We start from the raw sequence: 20,848 nt of genomic DNA, 5'->3' as shown, positions 1-20,848 counted from the left end.
CGTCAATTATTTCTAGTACGATATTAATACAAAATTACATAAGTTTCATTAAACCAATATGTTATATAGATAATGTTAAACTTGCAACTTGTAGTTTATCCGTTATTTATGTATTATATTTCTCAACTTTTGTGGGAAGAGGAATCATGCTGTTATTTTTCTAAAATTATCTGCGTCATTTTATCTTCTTCCAGTCTGATGTTAAATCGGATTCTATAAAAACTCTTTGCAGCTTCTTCTGTTTCAGGTGGGTGGGTGAATGTTTCTAAGAAAATACCTATTATCATTTTCTATAAATGACCACGACGGTTTTATTTTAAATTCCCTCCCTCATATTTCTTGAGATGAAGAATCAATATAATTTTTAAAATCTTCCAAACTTTCAGTAGTAAGCTTTGCTGCCAACGTGCTCTTATTTCAAACCTTAGGTTCTCAGGTAAATCTTTCAAAATAGAATCCTTAACACAGTTAGTACAAGCTTTTACAAATTCACGAACTATTTTTCTAATACATAATCAGACATACGATTGATGGATTTCAGCCAACAAATATAATTACTCAGCTATTTAGTAACTTAAATGCAGTTGAACGAGTTGTTAATTTGAAAAAAGATCTTTATAGTGGGATAGTATTGTTATTTTCTTCCGGTCATTTAAAATTCCAAGGATACGTCGTTTAAGTTTTTTATAATAAATAAGGTACAAATCGTTTGATTTGTACCTTTTTTGCGAAGAGTTAAGGATTCGAACCGACCCTTTCAAACCTCATTTTCAATTAAGACTACATCTATGACTTTGGCAGTGAGACTTATAGAAAAAAAATAGTGCACATACTTGGAGACTAATAAATCTTATTACAATAGTAAATAATCAAATAACATTTATTCCTGACGAATGTGCTTTACCTCAAAATCCAATGGTTTTTCACCTTGTACACCGTATTTTGGAGTCGCAAAACCTTCAGGTGCATAACGTTTTGTTCCAGAGCTGTAATACCATTCGTTAAGGCCGGTAATCATCAGTTTTGCATGATATACATAATTCTCCGCTTCTTTTTGATAAGAACCGAAGTCGGGCAGACATTGGGAAATATCTTCCAGTTCAGCCACAAAATCATCGTGAATTGCCATTGCCTTTATTAGTGCATCTTCAAGAGAAAGGTGATGAGTATGATGAAGTAAAAGTATAATGTTAAAGTTTTCATTTTCAGTCGCCATTTCTTTTCTTATAGAGGCAAAATCATTTTGTATCCCTATAATAATGGAGTGGAGAAACATTACCCTTTGAATTGCCGGATGCTTGTGAATATGTTCCGGAAGTGCGGATCCAAGTGCCGGATCAATCATATTCCCATAAGCTAACTGACCTATTGAATGACTCCTAATTAATAGATAACGGGCTAATGTGGGATAGGTTTGGGTGAGTTTAAAATGAGTTTCTTCCATGATTCCATAAGTAATAAATTCCCAGAAACCTTTTGCCATTCTTTCAATCCAGAATTGAGGCATACCATTAGCGATCCATTCCTTTCTGGCAAGTTCCATCTGCCTGAACATCCCGATTTCGTCCGGACGTACACTATCACCCGTCATTACCTCAAAAGCACGGTCTCTAAGAGCGGCAACTTCTTCCAATGGCATAATTTCCACATAATCATCAAAGTAGGTTTCATACAACAGAAACCGGCATATAGGCATAAGAACGTCCACACTGGTCGTTGTGGCCGACATGTAAGGTGCCACCTTTATTATATTTTGATTGATATATCTTTTAACGCTCTCAGATCCCATATAGACATAATCTTTTTGTATCCATTGCTTTTCTATCTCATCAAAAGCTAACGTTAGAGGACTTGGAATATGTGGCCAAGGATATTTCGGAATCGGGATTTTAAGTTCTTCTTTCATAAATTTGATTTTTATTTGTTAATGAAATTATAAATGAAATTATAATGAAATTATAATGAAATTATATTTGTTTTAGTTTTGCTTTTAATTCTGCTGTATTTGGAAATTCCATAGCGTTGTAACGGTCTAGTTTTGTGGATACATTCTTCCAACCACTCAAAACCATGCTCATGTAATGTACCCAATTAATAACTGCTTCCTGCCACTCACCAAAATCCGGAAGAGAGACTTGTAATTCTAAAAATTCTTTCAAATCTTCATTATGCAGACGCAAATCTTCAAGACATGCCTCCATCAGAGACATTTGTCGTTCATTCTGAATTACCTTCACAATGTTGTAATAAACGCTGTCTGTAGCTTCATCCTTCAAGACAGACTGTACTTCATTGAAATAGGTAACCAAATGACAGGCTAATGTCTGTAAACGTTGTAATACAGGATGTGCATGAATTTTAGGTGGAAGGACGATTCCTGTTTCCACTTCAGTAAGCTGTAGGAAAGGATACAGACAAATAGAATTTTCGCGTATGGCAATGCATTCAACTACACTAGGATAAGTTTTATTCTTTTTATACTTCAATTCAGTTTTTAGCCCCATGAAATATTTATCGATCATATGTGTAAAACGGAAAAGCGATTCTTCTGGGATAAACTCTAGCAATTCCTGTCTCAAGGAAGCTAGCATATTACCCAAAGGGATTCTAGAATCATCGCCGGATATCTTGCCTTTAAGTACTGCAATAGATTGTTTATGTACATATTCAATGTTTTCTGATTCACTTTCTTCATAGAGATCATCATTATACAAGGTCCATAACATTAATCTGCAAATCGGTCTTAATCGTTCAGGAGAAGATGTAGGAAACCAATGGGAGGCAATATGTGCCGTCTTGGTCATCTTATACTTCCTACGAAGGTTATGATTGTGTTCATAGAGCCAAAGGTACTCTCCATCAATCCATTGATTCTCTGTTATTTCTTGCAACAGATCTGCATTGGGGTTCTTTAGTGTGGGGAACGGATACTTAAATTGGGTCTTCAGAAGTTCAAGTGTGTTCATGGTCTTACTTTTTTTTAAAATTTAACACAAGCTAATTACCATTCATGAATTAATCCAACTTGGAAAAACAAATAGATTAAAGGTTTAAATAAAAACTTGGGGAACTCAGGCTTAGGACATGACAAAAATTTTCTTAAAAATATAGCTTGAGTAGATTTGTTTTATTGTCAAAATGTAAATGAAATTGGAAGTCTCCAATTCACAACAATCCCAATTGACGGTACAAACAATGGATTGAAATTAACATTCGGTCTGTATAGATCATAATATTATGGAAAGTGAAAGCAAGCTATTAGAAATAGGTTGTAAAAATCAAATTGTCACTAATTATAATTTATGATTATATTTCGTTTTCGAAATTTCATTTCACTAATTTAAAAAAAAGATAATATAGTCAATGTTTTTTTATTTGATATCAATTTTCGACAAAAAATGTAAAATGTAAAGTGTTAACTTGTAATATATTACATGGTTCTGTGCATGCTGATTCATTGTAAGGAATTCGGAATTTCTTGCTGATATACAGTGTGAAATGAAATACAGATGCCACTGAAATACTGGGACAATTAATAATTAATTATGTGTAAGAATTTCTACTGGGCTGATGTGGGCGATCGGTGAAGGTCAATCAGATGATTGGAAGATAGTTGACGATTATAGCATTGAACTGAAAAAATTAAGCAATAACTTTGAAGTTGCTGTTCCAGGAACAATTGGCAATGAAAGTGGCATATTAATTACCACACAAAAAAAACAACAACAATATATTAACTTTTTGACAACTCAATTAGTTATTGAAATTTTTTCAGAATAAACAGCTCTGTTTTGGTTTCTTTTATTCTTTCAGTTTCTTAAACATTCAGTTAATATCTCCGAAGCTGCCTATTTCTTTCTTCCTCTAGGTGGGATATTCACCTTCCACATAGCCACCATTCATATAGCGGAATGTATCGTTTGTATGCCATGCGTAAACTCCTGCAATCATAATACCTATGTCCTGAACATAATCATATACAAGTTCTTGGAAAGTATCAAAATAGGGAAGGTTTTTTTGTAATAATAAAAACTCTTCTAAATAATTATCATGTAGTTCAAGAGCTTTCTCATAAGCCTGTGTTAGGGATATTTTTTTTTCTTGTTGCAGTACCTTTACTAGATTCATAGTATCTCCTTCACGGCTGAGTTCTTTTGGTAACGAAATAATGTCATTGTGTATGCCAATCATTAAAGAAGAAAGAGCATAGATACGTTTAATAAAAGGATGATCAAAAACATCATCAGGTAGATTGCGATATTCTTTTTGAAGAGCGACATAATAGCAATAAGGTTTAACGCCGCTTGTTTCCTCTCGGATCAGCAAATACATAGATAATGGGGGTATCGTATTTGTTCGATAGTATACTTTTTCTTCTGCATAGCCCACAAATACATCTTTCATTGATCTTGTAAACTTTTCGTATATACGTTCTGGAATTTCACATTTAATGGCATCTTGTCTTAAGACCCAAAATAAATGAAATATGCCATTTTCAGCAGGTTCCATTGGATTTTTACCAGTCACCAAAGCCATTATATGATTAGTTATTCTATACATTTCCTCACGGGAACAGCGGTCAAAGTAATCATCCATCATCGCTCCATTAGCTGTATAATTGGCTAAGGGACGTAGTTCAGCAATTGTTTTTAGGAAAGGACAACCTCGTGATGCAATATCAGCTAGTTGATGTTTTTTGTGCTTTTCACGTGCTTCTTTACTGTGGATGATATATTCTGTATCAATCCAAGTATAATATTCTTCTCGCTGCTGCTGAAAATCAGGATGAATAAAATCAGGGAAAGGATATTGGGGTTTTGGTAGCTGTTTTAAGCTCATGTAAAATTCTTCATTTAAAACTGTTTGCTTCATATATTGTTTTTATGGTTAATTTCTGTATTAAAGGTATAAATAATTCATCAATTCAAACTCACTGCTGTTTCGGGACAACTAGTTGCATTTGGAGATATCCTTATGGCGAAATAAACAGAATCAACTAATCATTCGGTAATGCCCAACTTATCACTCAGGTATGGCAAATCCTTATGGGCACGCGTTCCAAAAGTCCTTTTTTCAGTTGCTGAATCCATTATTGCAATTCATGGGACGATTAAACTTCCAGCGATGGAACTCAAAATAACTGTTATATGGATATGTTTGCCAATGGTGAGATATTTGAGAAAGTAATGTATTTGTTGAGATTGTTTATAGATTGTTTATAGATTGGTTACTTGCAGTTTCTAAAGTCGAAATGTCTATTATTTGGTATATAGAGGACATCGTTTCAAAATGTATTCTAATGGAGCAATGTAAGAGCCATCCGTGGTTGGCCAAAATGCTTTATGGCTATTGTTGTAGATGCTTACATTGTTATCCATGTAAATCTGGAGCGTAACGGTGACATCATACTGCTGTGCACTGCCACTGGTCGATGAGCTGATACCCGTTTCTTTGATCTTACCTCCATCATCCTTGATAGTAGCACTATTTCTGCCAATGGTCGAACTAGTCATGTATCCCTTTGCCTGGCTTATAGTACCCTCAATAATATACTCCGTACCTAAAATATCACCGAGGTTCTTCATACTAAAACCGATCATTTTCTCACGGGTCACCCCTGCTTGTATTAAGGCTGCATTAGTTGTTCGGGGATCAATAATATTATATCCCGTTGAGTGCTGAGATAGAAAAGCGTACGCGTCCTGTTGTGCCTTGATACCTATTTCTTCGGCACCTTGTTGATTGTCCATCAGGAATGTGAAGGGGAGGATGGCGATCCGGTTATGGTGCTCGCTCGGGCTGGCTACCATCGATACAGGCTCTTTCTGACGTACCTGTACAGTACTGTTTCCAGCAAAGTCTTCAACGCGTCCACTTGAATGGACGATTTTGCTGACATCAATCTTTTTAATCACATACTCTGCTGTTTCTCCAGCGTAAACAAATGTAATGTCGTTATCAGTGACGCGCAGTATTTTGCCTTTGAGTATTTCTCCGCTGGTTTTTTGGAGCATATCCTCTTTACCGGTTTGGATTCCCTGAGCAAAAGCTCCAGTTGAGAGGAATACACAAAAAATAAGAAAGTAAATTTTCATAATAGGATAGTTTAATCAAAAATAACAATTATATTTTTTTCAGTTTGTCTTTTGAGCTTTTTTTTAACATGCTGTTTAGAAGATTAAATAACCATTGTCGACTTTTTAGAATGTTGAAGGTATATCAGGAAAAGTCCAACAATCTTTCCAGTGCTTGCGACTGATTATTCTATAATAAGATCCGGGATAGTTTCAGAAACTGAATTAAAAAATTTCGTTAATGTTGCATCTCCTGTTCCTAAAATACGAGTAACCATCATGACTTTTACTATGTTGGTACGCGGTACTTTAATTTCTTCTTTTTGGGAAAATGAAGGATTTTTTTGTATTCCGCGGAGTGCAAACAAAGAAAAACTAATTGTCCAAAATAAAAATCGACGTATTCCAGCTTCTGATGCTGGAATTAATAATGTATATTTTAGAGCCTCTTGTAAATTTTTATAAGCAATATTTACCATTTCAGTTTGCGATTTTCTATAATTTTCGTTATAGTTCTCAGGTTTAAGATGATATAGCTCATTTCCGTACAGGCTACGGGGTAACCAACAGATCCCATCTTTACGATCTTCCCAATGATCATAAAGAATATTGGAAATCTGTAACCCTCTTCCAAATGATATTGCAAGTTTTTGCATTTCATTTCTATTCTGTGCTATTTTATTAGAATAATCCGAGAAAAGGTCCGTGAGCAATTCTCCGACAACACCAGCAGCATGGTAACAATAGTTATTTACATCGTCTAGTGTCTCAAGACCGCCTTCACTTCGCCGTTCTAAGAAGTTCTGCATTCCCTCCCACATAATTTTTACACATCGCTGAATTGCCTCTCTTTGCCTTGTATTGAATGTTTGTATTATTTTTAGTACCAGCGGTAAATTATAGAGAAGGTCACGTTCAGCTTTATTTGTTTGATTTGATAGTTGTGGTGTAACTTCTAGTGCGAACTCCTTTGCGCTTTCAATATCATTGTATAAAATCCATATGAACCTTTTTCCATAATAAAATTTTTGCTCCATAGTCAATGCATTATCATCTTCAATTGTATCTAATATGCGTGCTAAGAGATAAGCATTCATTACAACACGTCGTAATGGAGAAGGAAGTTGTGGTATTGTAATGGAAAAGGTACGTGAAACGCGAGGAAAAATAGTTTTTAAATAAGTTTCAGCTTGTTCCACTGACAAACCATATTGAGATTTTGATAGTGTATGTTTTTTCATAAGTTAGTAGTAATGGTTTAGAAAGTTAAGAGTTAAAATTATAAAATAGAGTTTTTTAATAGAAATTGTGTGGCAGTTGTTTTAAAAGTTCGAATTGGTTTATCGTCAATATACAGAGATGTTATATTATGGATTTGGCGCGAATGGCATGATTGCAAATATCCTTTTTAGATACATTCTTTAGTAGTTTTAAAGAACTCAACATATTTAGGCTTAGGTTTAATTCACACAGTTATTTTTAGTGTCGTGCTACAAAATAATAGAAGTTTTTGTGGAAACGGGCATCTTTTTAAAGATTTATTGTTTGTCTAGTCCTAATATAGCGTTACGCATAAAAAAGCTATGTTATGTAACATTTAATATAAGTCTAATGTGTGCTAAAAAGCTTACAGTTATTACTTTAAACTGATTGTTGCCTCAATATTTCTTGTAGACTTAATTTTATTTTCTCGAAAAAAAGGAAATGAAATTCGGAAATTCTAACAACATACGAAAAGTTCACCGTATAAATATGATTTTCATTGTTGACTTTTGTATGATAAATTTAAATAATTATACAATGTCAAAACACGATGTTAAAGGAAAAGTAGTTTTAATTGCCGGTGGTGGTAAAAATTTAGGTGGATTACTAAGCAAAGATTTTGCAGCAAAAGGAGCAAAATTAGCAATACATTACAACAGCGAAAGTTCTAAAGCTGAAAGTGAAAAAACTTTGGCTGAGGTTCAAGCTCTAGGTGCTGAAGCATTTTTATTTCAGGGTGATTTAACCAAAGTAGAAAATGTTACAAAATTTTTTGATGAAGCCATTGCCAGATTTGGAGGCATTGATGTTGCCATCAATACAGTTGGAATGGTATTGAAAAAACCATTTACAGAAACTACTGAAGAGGAATATGATTTAATGTTTGGTATCAACTCAAAATCAGCTTATTTCTTCTTACAGGAAGCAGGTAAGAAATTGAATGATAATGGCAAGATTTGCACAATCGTAACTTCATTATTAGCAGCTTATACAGGCTTATATTCTACTTATGCGGGTGCAAAAGCTCCTGTAGAGCATTTTACGAGAGCCGCTTCTAAAGAATTTGGAAACAGAGGAATTTCGGTGACTGCTGTTGCTCCCGGTCCGATGGATACCCCTTTTTTCTATGGACAGGAAAGTGCCGATGCAGTGGAATATCACAAATCGGCTTCGGCTTTGGGAGGTCTTACCAATATTCAAGACATTGCTCCATTAGTTGAATTTTTGGTAACTGACGGATGGTGGATTACGGGGCAAACTATTTTTGCAAACGGTGGTTATACAACCAGATAATTAATTAAAACCAGCTGCTTATTTAGTGGCAGCTGGTTTCATCATTTTTAATATATAAATCTCTTCCCATAAGAACGAACAACATAGTGTAATCAGAAAACAGCCAAAACGTGCTTTTCCTAAGAAAAAAATCTTGTGTTTGATTTCAAATGATATTGCCTTCCAAAAGGCGGTAAATTAGTTTTTGATGGACAAAGTAACCCTGAAAATCCCAAGGTGCTTATTCAAACGATTTGATAAGTGGTTTTGTGTATCATGCACATTGATAAATGGATGGAAAACATACTGCCTAATTAATGTCGATAGTGATGTTACCGACCATACCAGTATTCTTATAAACCGTCGTACTGACTCTATTTTTAATTTTCATTACATTTTTTAACGTTCAAGACATTGCTGGTTTGAGCTCTCTTTTGGCAGTCAGCCTATAGATATCCAAAAAATAATTGCTTATCTACAGCGGTTCCTAGTATATCTGGCCAATCCGAAATGTTGAAATATTTGGGAACATTACTAATCCAGGATTAATGGCTATCGGTAATACCGCTGTAGGATCAATTGTTGGTTATGATAACACTGAGTTTTCCACCAGCAAGCAACTTGGTTGTTATAAATCAGATTCGGCATTCCAAATACTTTAAAACAATATTTCACCTCATAAAGAAGTTTTGTTATTTGGAAAAAATGAATATACAGTTGAAAAACAGGTTATTATAAAGAAGTGTGTAAGTGATTAATTCCGAAAAGCTAACATGTTTTCTATACTGTAAATAACACATTAGCCCTTACTTTGCACAGAAACACACTTTAATGACAAAAAAAATTCTATTCTGTCTATACCTGTTGGTTAGTTTTGCTGATGAACAATTGAATCACAAATCACAAATTGACGCGGAAATAGAAAATGCAAAAAAATTATATGAAAATGAATTCAACAAAATTATGGAACTATCCAAAAAGGTTAACCTATTTTCAGAAAAAAGAATAAGTCTATATACTCAATTGAACAACATAGCAAATACAAAAAACAAAGTTCTTAATGCTCCTTTAAAATACATAATGGTTGAACAGGGAGAAAAATATCCCCATCTTATAGTTTTCGTACCATCTGTTGTCATTATTTTTTTACTAAATAATTGGGCTTGGAAAAATAACCAGAAAAAACAAAATAAAAGAGATGAAATAACCATTAAACAATCAAAAGAAGAAACACCAGTAACCGAATTTAAGCCCATTTTATTACATGCTAATAATAAAAAGGCTGATAATACTATTAGTATCTCTGAAGCCACCACTATATCTCTGCTTAGCAAACTTTCAAGGTTTGAAAAATCCGAGAAATTTTTGAAGAAAGATTTAACACTCACCACTTTATCAAATTCACTAAATACGAATCCAAGATATCTTTCAGAAATAATCAAGCAGCATAAAGGCAAGAATTTCAATAACTACCTTAACGGACTTCGGATACAATACATTACCAGTAAATTAACCGATACTCCTGTCTTTAGAGAATATAAAATCAGCTATCTTGCTGAAGCCTGTGGCTTTTCCTCTAGGGAAGTTTTTTCTGTAATATTCAAAAAAGAAATGGGTGTTACGCCATCTCATTTTATAAGCATGCTGAAAAAATGTAAATAATCTGGTGTAAAACACTATATAAATCTATTTTATGCCTGTCTTATATTCGTAGATTAATTTTGTATTTTTAAATATGTAAATTAAATTATCAGTGGTTTACTATTAATTATATTAATTCTTTTTTTTAACAGGAAATTCAGAGCTATATTTTCTTATAATATTTATATCATGGATTTTTTTAACCATATCAAAACAGTTATCAGTATTATATTAAGCCTAGGTATAGGTAGTCTACTCAATGGTACTGTAAAATTTGTTCAACATCCTGGAAGAACGAAACCCTATTGGGTTCATTTATTATGGGTATTGTATATATTTCTATTGATGATTCACTTTTGGTGGTGGGAATACGGCCTTAGAGATGTTAGAATATGGACATTTACTGAGTATATATTCATCATCATGTATATTATCTTTTACTTTACATTATGTCAGCTTCTATATCCATCAGATGTTAAAGATTATGAGGACAATTATAATAATTATTTTTTTTCAAGAAAGAAATGGTTTTTTTTATTGCTCATTGTGATTTATTTCATTGATATTTTTGACACTTTAATTAAAGGACCTGTTTATCTTGAAAAGCTTATGCCGTTATATGCAATAAGAATGATGAGTCATATTTCACTATGTGCCATATTTGCATTTTTAAAAACCCGCCGTTCAGCTTGGTATGGGGGTATGGTGATATTTTTTATTTTGTTTGAACTGTATTTTATCTTCAACAAATTTTATAATGATTAATTCCTCTTGGACTTTAGGTATCATTTAGCTCGGTTTAATTCTCAATAAATAATACTTTCTTCAGGAACAATTATATAAGTACTTTTTTTGCAGAGATTAATAAGAACTGTACCATTCTAATATTTTGCTTTTCTTGTCTTAAAAGATATAATTCACATGTTATCAGTTATAATAATTTGTAAAATTAAAAAGACCAATAAAAATATCACCAAATAATCAGTTAAAATAAAAATTGAGTTATTATGCCCGGTTTGATGTGATAAATTGTGAAAACATCACACACTGCTTCTCAAAAAAGCCCGCAGTTTGAGGTAAACAGTACTACATTTGGTGATATAATCAAATATAAATTTTATGAAAAAGTCATTAAAAGTCTTGTTCCTCGCGATGTTCCTTGTTCTTTTAAATTCATGTGGTGCCATTACCACCTATGATGCTCCTCTTGAACCCGGACAAACAGTTTATCAGAGACAAGATTCACAGCCCCGACAAACAGAAACCAGATCAGAAAACACCAACACTATCCCTGAGCCTGGGCAAATAGAAATGAAACGTGATAATGACAACAATAATGACAATATTCCTGAGCCCGGACAGACAGAAATGAAAACTAATGATAATAACAATAATGTTCCGGAGCCTGGGCAAACAGAAATGAAAGTTGAAGAAGAGCAATAGTTTCAGTAATTGCAATTTAATCCACAAAAGAAAATTATGATAAGCAAAGTTTTTATAATAGCAGCAGCAATATTATCAGGCGTTTTTTCGCCCAATGCGACAGCGCAGACGGGAAAACTATTTTCAGGGAAATTTTCCAGCGAAGGTGATGTAACCGCATCAGGGATCATGACCATGGAACTGTCGCAAACAGATTCTAAAATAGAAGGTGTATCGAATTACCAAAGTAATACTGACAATTCAGATAGCGGAATGCTTTCAGTAAATGGGTATGTTAAAAATAATATTGGTTATATCCGGTTCAGGGATCAGAGGGGAAATACGGTAGCTGATGGCAATATCAGTATAAAAGATGCAACGACACTATATTTTAAACAGACTACTACCACCTCACTACTTCCTTCTGTGACCTATTTGTATGGAAAAGGAAGCTATCCCAATACAGCCAGTGTATCGAAAAAAAGCTATACAGGATCCTATTCCAATGAAGGTGATACAACAGCAAAAGGAATTATTTCATTTCAGATGACCCAGTCTGGAAGCAAAATAGAAGGTACAGCAAATTATAAGACAAACAATGATCAGCTCGATACAGGTATTTTATCCGTAAATGGTTATGTAAAAGGGGATACTGCTTATATAAGGTTCAGAGACCAAAAAGGGCAAACAATAGCAGATGGAATTTTATTTCCTAGTGGTTCAAATACTGGTTTTAAACAAACAACATCTTCAAATATCCTGCCTATAGAAGCAATATTGTACAGGTAATTAATAAACATATAAATAAAATCGAAATGAATAAGTACAAAAAAATTACATTTTTAAAGCAATATAAAAATACATTACTGATGGTTGGTTTAATATTAGTTATTAGCTGTGCTCCAACCGTAAATTACATTGGAAAAAATTATAACCCCACTGAAAATATTGATGTATTTTTAGATACCAATGATGTAAAGAAAAATTATGAGGTTATAGGAAAAGTGGATGGTATTTCTGGAATACTGGGTTCAAGTTATCAGGATATTCAGGATAAAATTGTTCAGAAGGCGAAAGAAAAAGGAGCGGATGCCGTTATTCTTTACAATATGGAGCAAAGAATCATTGGTTCAACATCTTCATCGAATACCGAACACAGGCAATGGATGAAAAATACGACAACATCATCAAGTAATGTAACAGAGGATGTTTTGCATGCTGATTTCATCAAATATATTCCATAATTCGTTATAATTGAAAAATGAAAGCAAAACTCTTACTAATAAGTTCATTTGCCGTGATTGCTGCTACCGGCTGTAAGGAAAATGGAACAAAAGAAATAGTCAAAACAGAAATTGCAGTTGAGAAAAATAATCAGCAGCCCCTCGATAAGACCAGTACTTCTTCAAAAGAAAGTGCTCTTAAAATAGAAGGAGACCGCGTGATCATTCCCAACTTCAAAATAGAAGTTAACCTTTCTGATAAAGCTGTGGAATTATTGCAAAAAAATAAGGAATCAATAATAGCTTCTTTATTTTTCTATGGCGATGTTGCAGACGAAAATTCCTTACCAGCAGATATTAAAAAAGAACTGGGACCTAATGGACTGAAGCTTCTTGTCTATGATAAGGAGAAGGTAAATGTTACTCAGTCAAATGAATTGGAGATTACCCATCTGAGTTTTCCTAAAAAATTATATGATGCTCTTTCCGATAAAGACATCTATGTTAACATCAATGTATTCAGTGGGAGAAGAGTATTTAAAGATAACGTTTTAGACATGGAATTTTATGATTCTAAGTTCAATGAAATTATTTCTCACAGTGGCTTTATCAATTTAAACGGTCGGCTTTTGGCAGAGAATAAGAACTAAAAAATTTGTTATTTTCAAGCTCTTCCTTTTGGTTTTAGACCTGCAAAGGGGGAGCATCTTTTATAGATCTGAAATAAAATTTTATTGGAGTTTTGACGTCACGAATGTTTTACACCTTCTCTTTTTTAAGATTATTAATAAAATAGGAGGGAGTAACCCCGGTCTCTTTCTTAAAGGTAACAGCAAATACTTCTCGAGAGGAAAACCCACAAGCTTCGGCTAAATAACTTATTTTATATTCTCTGTAAATAGGATCTGTACAGAGTTTATTAATTATATAGTTTATCCTCAATTCATTGATATAATTATTGTAGCTCTTCTCTTTATATTGCTTTATGATTTCCGAAAGATATCTGGTGTTGGTATTCAGATCAGTAGCCAGAGAGGTAAGACTAAGTTCTTTTTTAAGGAATTTCTGAGACTTTTCAAATTTTTCTAATTTCAATAACAGGGTTTTGATGGTCTCATCGGTAATATTAATGTTTCGGTCTATAGCGATATTTGAATTTGGAGTAGTTACATTTGATGATTTTAGACCTGTAATGATCGATTCATACTTATTATGCAGGTCTTTCTGTTTTCTCTTCCAGAAAAACCACCCGGCAGCCGAGAGCATAAGGATAAGAATGGATGTTGTTATTAATATCTTCTTAATGTTGCTGTAATGAATTTCACTTTGTTCCTCTACAATTTGTTTTACCGGTGTATTTATAGTTTTCTTTTCTGCATTTACCAAACTATCATTCAGCTTGGTATAGAGATTTATATATTTTTTTGAAATTTCCTTTTCACCCAGCTCCACACAAGATTTAAAGTAGACTTCATAAATATCTCTACGGATATACGGGCTATTGACCTGCTTTTCTAATTTTTCTGCCTGTTCAGCGTAACGCTTAGACTCCTCATATTTTTTCTGATCATAGTAAAGCCATGCAAATTCATTTAGGGTGGCAATCTCAAGGTTTTTGTTAGATTTATAGGTTTTATTTTGACATAGTTCTAATGCTTTTGAAAAAAAGATTTCAGCATCCTTTGCTTTATGCATTGCAATACTTGTCTTTCCTAAATTAATATACGCCAAAATAAGAGAATGATTCTTTTTATTACTAAAATCACTGCTGTCATTTACTTTCTTAATGGTTTCAAGACTTTTTTTCTGATAATGAATTACAGAATCTATAGGTGCATTAATATGGGCTGAATAACTGGCTAAACCAATATATATAAGAGATTCCTGATAATATTTATAATTATCAGACTTTATTTTGGAAACAATATTCAGAGCTTTTCGAAATTCTTTCAGACTCTCATCATTAAAGCCAAGCTCTGTATAGGAGCAGGCTCTAAGCCTGTATGTGTTTGATAATATTTCATGATCCTTCATCTCAATCGCCAACGTCTCTGCGTCTTTACTTAACTCTACAACTTTTTTAAAATTTCCTAAATCAAAGTATTTGGCCATCAAAAAGTTACTACTTTCCAATATTCCTTTTTTGTATCCTGCATTTTTAGAAACACGATAAATTTCTTTGGAAAGCTGCAAGGCTTTGGCTGGTTGATCTGAAGATAACTCTTTTGCTTTTTTTATCTCATTATCTATTTTCGGATTATTAATTAACTGACCATGTATTATATTGAAAAATAGACAAATGATAATGAAAATAAATTTCTTCATAAAGTTCATATAGATTAAAAAGTAAATGCTAATTTATGATTAAATAAATTACATATTATTAGAATTAATAAGATTTAATTTATCGTACATGAAAAGGAAAGAGGGTAGTATTGTCGTAACTGTTAAAGATTGTTCCGAGAGCAGAACCTGTTCCCAGAGGCAGATGAATTCCCTTGAAATCATAACATTGTTGATGGATCTTCAATATCTCACTATTTAACTGTAAAGGGGTCTGCAGTGCTTTTAAAATGACATCTCAGAATCATCTAATTAGCTTGAATATCAATGGAATTTATTTAACTGATCGACAATTCATATTTGTACTATAATAAAATTATTTGTAGAAAGGAACTTGAGGGTCTCCTACGAAGAGTGCTAGGAAGCAGAATTCCCAGCACTTTGCAAACGTTTGTGCTTTTAATTTTATCTGTCAATTACATCAAATCAATCAATGAATCACAAGTTCAATTTATCAAATGCATAGGCCATAATGTTATGAAGGTATTTTTCCTGATCAGTATTAATAATGGTACTGGAAATGCTGGTATTTCTAAATACTCCCTCATCCCAAAAGAAAATAACTCTTCCATTTGGCCCTGTAGTCCAAATACCAACCTGACTTGAGTTTGCTCCCCCTTCTCTAGCCACAATTTCGGACCCAGACGCTAATTGAGAATTTAGAACTCTACCTGTTGTTTGGGCTCCATTAATAGCAGTTCCTCCGGCAACCGTTCCAAATACACCACTGGAACCAACTTTTCCTGCAATGGAATAAGATGTCAATCCTCCTGTACCTACATTTCCGTTACCTCCAAATATCTGAAACGCAGGTGTATTCCTACCAGAATCGAAAAGAACTATAACAACTCCACCAAGATCTGCAAAGTCTTTTATTTTTGTTACCAATAAAGGATCCAAGTCTACTCCTACCTGTACACCAATACAGAAAACATCTACAACCATTTTTAGCTGAGCACCGGTAAAATTAGCCAGCTCTTCCGTTTGATATTGCTGAAAATCAATACCTCCAACCTTATTATAGATACCTGCGGGACCGTAGTTTATCATACTCTTTAATTGGGAATTAAATGCAGGAAAGCCAGTTCCTCCCAACGCATACAGGTTTCCGTCCCACAAACCAGCCCAATATCCTATCGTTACTCTTCTTTTAACGTCAGGAGTATGATTGGAATTCCAGTCTGTATACCCGAGTACGCCATTAGCATCAGCCACCACTATTTTAGTTGCAATAAATGGTTGATCTTTATTTTCCGATTTTGTTCCATCTGGTTTTGTAAAAATCGCATTGGCTGTGTTATGTTTGGGCAACTCTCTTACTCGCTCAATACCATTTACGTCAAATGTTTCAGTGGGAAGGCTAGTTTTAATTCCTACTTGAGCGGAAACCATTGAAACTAGGAAGATCGATAATAAACTAAATTTTTTCATAAGTGTTTTTAAGTATGTGTTATTACTAAATTTGCGCAAATTTGCATGTTCCAATAATCAAACACCAATTATTGTAGTTAGATATTCGGAAAAAAACATGCAATAAGTGAAATTATAATTTTTATAAATTAACTATTAACTGCTTTATTAACAGTGTTTTAATTTTTATTATTATCAACCAGTAAAAGATAAATTCCGTAATAAGCTTTATTTATTCCCATTTTTCAAATATTACATCTTAGCTCTATTTTATAATCAGTCATAAAGTATTCTTCTGATGTCGTAATAGTAACATTTGGTTAGACGTTAAAACTCACGTACTAACCCATGGAAAGCAAGAGGTACGAAATCGAGGATGAAGAAATGAGGTAAGGATTTTCGTACAATTACCCATGAATAAGTAATCTATGATACAAATATTAATGATATAGGTTCAATGACAATCGCACTGGATACTTTAGCAGAATGGTTTAAAAATATTCCGGCAAGATAATTAATATGTATTATTGACTACTATTTTTTAGGAGGAATGGGAGCAAAAGCATTAGAGGTGAATTTTGCTTCAAGAGAATTTAGATCGGGAGAAGAACTAATAAAATAATTTTCAGGTAGTGGCAGGGTTATACTAACTGCCTCAAAGGCTTTCGAACCTGCATGGGAAAATGGAAAGTTAGGTCATCGTTTATTGTCTTACCATCTGCTAATTGCATTGCAAGGAGCAAATGAAGTAAGAAAAGATCAAAAAATTGGCATGTACCGCTTACTAGAGTATGTTACATCCAGTGTTAAGAACTCTGCTGGTGAATTAGGTGCTGAGCAAAATTCCGTTGTTAAATATACGCCAATAGCAGTAAGATATGAGTTTCCTCTTGGCCCAGACATTAGTGTTCAGAGTTTCGACTTTTCGCCGGATAGTAAAATGCCTTCAATTTCAATGCACAAATCGTCTGAGGCTTCCAAACCTTTACTACTACCTATTGATTTTCCTACAACAAAATCAAACCGGATATTTTCAGCGCCTGTAATGACAGCAATACTGGGAACATCCAGAGTACTCATTGAATAGCCTATTGCCGAGGAAGGATTATACAATTGGATATGATTCGTTCGGATATGTAGTGAAAATAGCAAAAAAAAATAAGTGTGAGTTGATTCCTAGTACTTTAAAAAAAGCTTATATTCCAAAGTAGATCAGGAAGATGTTGAATTGAAAATTTGCAAGGTAAAGAAAGATAATAAAGAAACATTGTCATTAACCTATTTCTTTATCAGTCTTAAGCCAATCAGATGGTGGCCGTAAAGGGATGTGATGTCTATTTGTAATTAAAGATATCAATTCAAATAAAAGGACAATTTTTCTTTTTAGATGATCAATTTAAAGGGGATTATCGGATAAGTTCAAATTTCCATCAGATCAAACCTGTGATGACAAAAAATGAATTGGACAATTATCTCAAACTTAGAATGACATAAAGATCAACCGCAATGTCAAAACGACTGAGACATCAAATAACTAAGATAGTGAGGGATTTTATCTTACTATTTGTTTTACCATTTAATGATTTGCTGTTTCATTGCTTTACTTATCCATACCATTAGCTAAATTGTTAAAATTACAAAAATATGAACCATTGATAAAATTTGGATACAATACCTGAATAATTTGTCAGTTAATTTTTATAAAGGTCAATGGACATATGAGCGTTACTTTTTTCTAGTTATTAATAACAATAACAAAAGTTACAAATAGTTGAAAACAAACCAATCTATTTACTTAACGTAATTTGCTCTAGCAGTGTTAAGTTCAGCGTTGAAAGATCAATTACAGATACATGAAAATCTTTTGAGTAGTTCTGGAATTATTCTAAGTGATGAAGAACCTAGATTATTAATAAAAATCGTGAAGTACTACTACTGGATGAAAATATTATTAGAAAACACCTGAAAATATAGATTTGAGGAAGAAAGACTGAAGCTGACACTGTCTAGATCACAATTTCAATTGAATAAAACGGCTCATTTCGCGAAAGATTATTATTTTGAATACAGTTATAACATTATTTTAAGTTAATAAAAAGTCACTAAATAGGGATTTTTATGATCTGGGTCATAATAAAATTTTAATTATTTCACGACATTTGGAATAATAAAACTATCCATGAAATAAGGACAACATAAAAACTTGTTAAACTAAAAATTACCAAAGATTATGATAGACTTATTTTCACTAAAAGGCAAGAGGAAGGACATTGTTATGATGTACTTTAAGAAAAAAATGTACAGACTGATTGATAGAGGTAAATGGATTACAGTTATGATCTACAAATGGTATAAAACAATGACCATATCCTGTTTGATTTCCAATGATCTGGTATCTTTAATTATTGTCAGAACAAGGATTACGCCGTTTTACGAAAAGTATACAGTACTGTAGACTCTCAGCGATTTACTGATTCTTACGTAGGAATACCACTTGGAAAACACAAAATTAGTGTTATCCCGGTGAACCGTATCCTTGAACATCCGCTTTACAATACCAAAACACCAAAATCTTTTAATATGAAAACGCAAACAATTTCTTTTACAGGAAAACTTTTTATTCTGTTAATCGTTTTCCTTACTGTATTTTCAGTTAGAGGGCAGGTCGGGATCAATACAACAACTCCTCACCCTAGCTCTATTTTAGATCTTAGTTCTACAACCCGCGGACTTCTGCCTCCCCGTCTGACCACATCTCAGAGGATTGCTATTGTTTCGCCTGCAGATGGACTAATCGTGTACGATACTACTCTCAAATTGCTTTATTATTATGCTGCCAATACTGCAGCGTGGTATCCTGTAGGAAGTAATGCCTCCGAAAGATTAAATTTTAAACTCATAAAGTCTACTGATGTTTTAGCCACGGTGCTCGCAGCGGAGCTAAGTGCAGGAGGAGGGGTAAAGTACCTTTTGAATGCTGATACATTATATGAAATTAACGGACAGGTAATTTTTGACAAACCGATAGAGCTTAATAATGCTTATATCCATGGGCTTGATACCAATAATGATATTATTGCCAGACCTACTGGAAATATTTTTGAAGGATCAACAGGTGGAAGCATTAGAAGTGTCACTCTTAACGCTGCATCCGGAAATGTTTTTAATATATCAGGTACAGCTACCCAAAATCTTATCTTCAGAGATAGCGTTGTAGCAAACTCAAGTAGTGTAGGAGCTGTTTCGGGTCTTGGACTGGTATTTTTCAGTATTATTCAGTTTGTTGGAAACACCAATGGTATTACCTATAGTAATATTGGACAGCTTCTGCTCAGCAATATGGGATGGGCGGCTAACAATTCCGGTACCTATGAAAAGCTCACAGGCACCTTTACATCTGTAGAAAAGCAGGGGGGATTCAGCCAGGTCAACGGTTCAGCTATCGGTTTTGATGTTTCAACAAGCGGACTTACCATTACAGGAGATGCTGTTATTGAATCTGTAGTATTTACAGGAACCAATACAGCAGGATATGTCAAACCTTATACTACCGGAACATATTCCGGATATAACTTTAATAATAGCTGGACGGTAAGAGCAGCAGGACTTCCTACTGAAGCAGATACTAATGCAGTCGGAGATTTTTCAGTAGATTATACAGTAGGTACAGGAATAGGGGTGAGTTTTAACAGTTCTAATCCCAGTAATATTGTAAAAATCGGTACCGCTTCATCTGTTTCTACTTCCTCAAATCTTTTCAGATTTACTACGGATGGGGTTCCCAACAGATTAAAGTATGTTGGGAAAAAGAAAAGAATTTTTCAGGTAACAGGCTCTGTGTCATTCCAGGTCCCTGCAGCCGGAACTTATATCATCTACATCGCAAAAAATGGAACCGCGATCAGCCAGTATAAAGTATATGGACGAGGAACTGCTTTAAATGATATTGTGGTAGTGCCAATTAACGGTACTACCGAATTATCAACCAATGATTATGTTGAAATATTTGCACAACGTTATACGGGATTAATAGGAGATATCGTGGTGCCTAATATGACAATAACAATTAAATAATTGTATTTTTTCTGAACTCAAATATACACACCATTTAGAAGGCTAAAAAATAAACCCGAGCGGTTAAAAATATAATTCTTTTTGTGTGATTCAGTACAACCCGTATAAAAAGCAAATAGTAATTGG

Annotated in this window: 17 protein-coding genes; 10 read left to right on the top strand and 7 right to left on the bottom strand. The window is 33.6% G+C overall.

Annotation, left to right across the window (positions count from 1 at the left end):
• Window positions 1-880: 880 nt before the first annotated feature.
• Window positions 881-1,906, bottom strand: a complete 1,026-nt coding sequence (locus tag J2786_RS17925) for a terpene synthase family protein (protein WP_310026220.1) — start codon at window positions 1,904-1,906, stop codon at window positions 881-883.
• A 61-nt stretch (window positions 1,907-1,967) separates the two neighbouring features.
• Window positions 1,968-2,966: a terpene synthase family protein gene (locus J2786_RS17920; RefSeq protein WP_310026217.1), complete on the bottom strand. Its 999-nt coding sequence runs from the start codon at window positions 2,964-2,966 to the stop codon at window positions 1,968-1,970.
• A gap of 604 nt (window positions 2,967-3,570) precedes the next feature.
• Here J2786_RS17920 and J2786_RS17915 point away from each other — a divergent pair.
• Window positions 3,571-3,780, top strand: coding sequence for a hypothetical protein (locus J2786_RS17915; protein WP_310026216.1), 210 nt, complete (start codon window positions 3,571-3,573; stop codon window positions 3,778-3,780).
• 84 nt (window positions 3,781-3,864) lie between these two features.
• On the opposite strand, the gene J2786_RS17910 is transcribed toward J2786_RS17915, so the two are convergent.
• The 3 genes from J2786_RS17910 to J2786_RS17900 all read right to left on the bottom strand — a co-directional run bounded on the left by J2786_RS17910 (window position 3,865) and on the right by J2786_RS17900 (window position 7,315).
• Window positions 3,865-4,872, bottom strand: a complete 1,008-nt coding sequence (locus J2786_RS17910) for a terpene synthase family protein (protein ID WP_310026214.1) — start codon at window positions 4,870-4,872, stop codon at window positions 3,865-3,867.
• 386 nt (window positions 4,873-5,258) lie between these two features.
• The gene (locus J2786_RS17905) at window positions 5,259-6,095 is read right to left on the bottom strand and encodes a hypothetical protein (protein WP_310026212.1); all 837 of its coding nucleotides are present in this window, start codon (window positions 6,093-6,095) and stop codon (window positions 5,259-5,261) included.
• Window positions 6,096-6,259: 164 nt separating this feature from the next.
• Entirely contained in the window at window positions 6,260-7,315 is a 1,056-nt protein-coding gene (locus J2786_RS17900; RefSeq protein WP_310026210.1) for a squalene/phytoene synthase family protein, read from the bottom strand.
• Window positions 7,316-7,874: 559 nt separating this feature from the next.
• Between J2786_RS17900 and J2786_RS17895 the strand changes: the two genes are divergently transcribed.
• The 7 genes from J2786_RS17895 to J2786_RS17865 all read left to right on the top strand — a co-directional run bounded on the left by J2786_RS17895 (window position 7,875) and on the right by J2786_RS17865 (window position 13,545).
• Window positions 7,875-8,630 (top strand): SDR family oxidoreductase, encoded by a 756-nt coding sequence (locus J2786_RS17895; RefSeq protein WP_310026207.1) that lies wholly within the window; start codon window positions 7,875-7,877, stop codon window positions 8,628-8,630.
• An 810-nt stretch (window positions 8,631-9,440) separates the two neighbouring features.
• Window positions 9,441-10,271 (top strand): helix-turn-helix domain-containing protein, encoded by an 831-nt coding sequence (locus tag J2786_RS17890; protein ID WP_310026205.1) that lies wholly within the window; start codon window positions 9,441-9,443, stop codon window positions 10,269-10,271.
• Window positions 10,272-10,439: 168 nt separating this feature from the next.
• Complete coding sequence (locus J2786_RS17885; protein WP_310026203.1) at window positions 10,440-11,015, top strand: hypothetical protein; 576 nt, start codon at window positions 10,440-10,442, stop codon at window positions 11,013-11,015.
• Window positions 11,016-11,369: 354 nt separating this feature from the next.
• Window positions 11,370-11,693: a hypothetical protein gene (locus J2786_RS17880; protein WP_310026201.1), complete on the top strand. Its 324-nt coding sequence runs from the start codon at window positions 11,370-11,372 to the stop codon at window positions 11,691-11,693.
• Window positions 11,694-11,729: 36 nt separating this feature from the next.
• Window positions 11,730-12,461 (top strand): hypothetical protein, encoded by a 732-nt coding sequence (locus J2786_RS17875; protein ID WP_310026199.1) that lies wholly within the window; start codon window positions 11,730-11,732, stop codon window positions 12,459-12,461.
• Between the two features lie 26 nt (window positions 12,462-12,487).
• Window positions 12,488-12,916 carry a hypothetical protein gene (locus tag J2786_RS17870; protein WP_310026198.1) on the top strand — a complete coding sequence of 143 codons (429 nt, stop codon included), beginning with the start codon at window positions 12,488-12,490 and terminating at the stop codon, window positions 12,914-12,916.
• A 17-nt stretch (window positions 12,917-12,933) separates the two neighbouring features.
• Complete coding sequence (locus J2786_RS17865; protein WP_310026196.1) at window positions 12,934-13,545, top strand: hypothetical protein; 612 nt, start codon at window positions 12,934-12,936, stop codon at window positions 13,543-13,545.
• Window positions 13,546-13,654: 109 nt separating this feature from the next.
• Here the strand turns inward: J2786_RS17865 and J2786_RS17860 are convergent, their stop codons facing one another.
• Window positions 13,655-15,220 carry a tetratricopeptide repeat protein gene (locus tag J2786_RS17860; RefSeq protein WP_310026194.1) on the bottom strand — a complete coding sequence of 522 codons (1,566 nt, stop codon included), beginning with the start codon at window positions 15,218-15,220 and terminating at the stop codon, window positions 13,655-13,657.
• Between the two features lie 456 nt (window positions 15,221-15,676).
• On the bottom strand, window positions 15,677-16,669 hold the full coding sequence (locus J2786_RS17855; RefSeq protein ID WP_310026192.1) for a hypothetical protein: 993 nt from the start codon (window positions 16,667-16,669) through the stop codon (window positions 15,677-15,679).
• Between the two features lie 751 nt (window positions 16,670-17,420).
• Here J2786_RS17855 and J2786_RS17850 point away from each other — a divergent pair.
• A complete protein-coding gene (locus J2786_RS17850) occupies window positions 17,421-17,735 on the top strand; it encodes a hypothetical protein (RefSeq protein WP_310026189.1) in 315 nt (104 codons plus the stop codon).
• A 1,493-nt stretch (window positions 17,736-19,228) separates the two neighbouring features.
• Complete coding sequence (locus J2786_RS17845; protein WP_310026187.1) at window positions 19,229-20,722, top strand: phage tail-like protein; 1,494 nt, start codon at window positions 19,229-19,231, stop codon at window positions 20,720-20,722.
• The last annotated feature ends 126 nt before the right edge of the window (window positions 20,723-20,848 follow it).

The organism is Chryseobacterium vietnamense (genome assembly GCF_031454475.1).
GTDB classification, from domain to species: domain Bacteria; phylum Bacteroidota; class Bacteroidia; order Flavobacteriales; family Weeksellaceae; genus Chryseobacterium; species Chryseobacterium vietnamense.
Note: the sequence above shows the minus strand (reverse complement) of the source record. Positions and strands in the feature narration are given on the sequence as shown.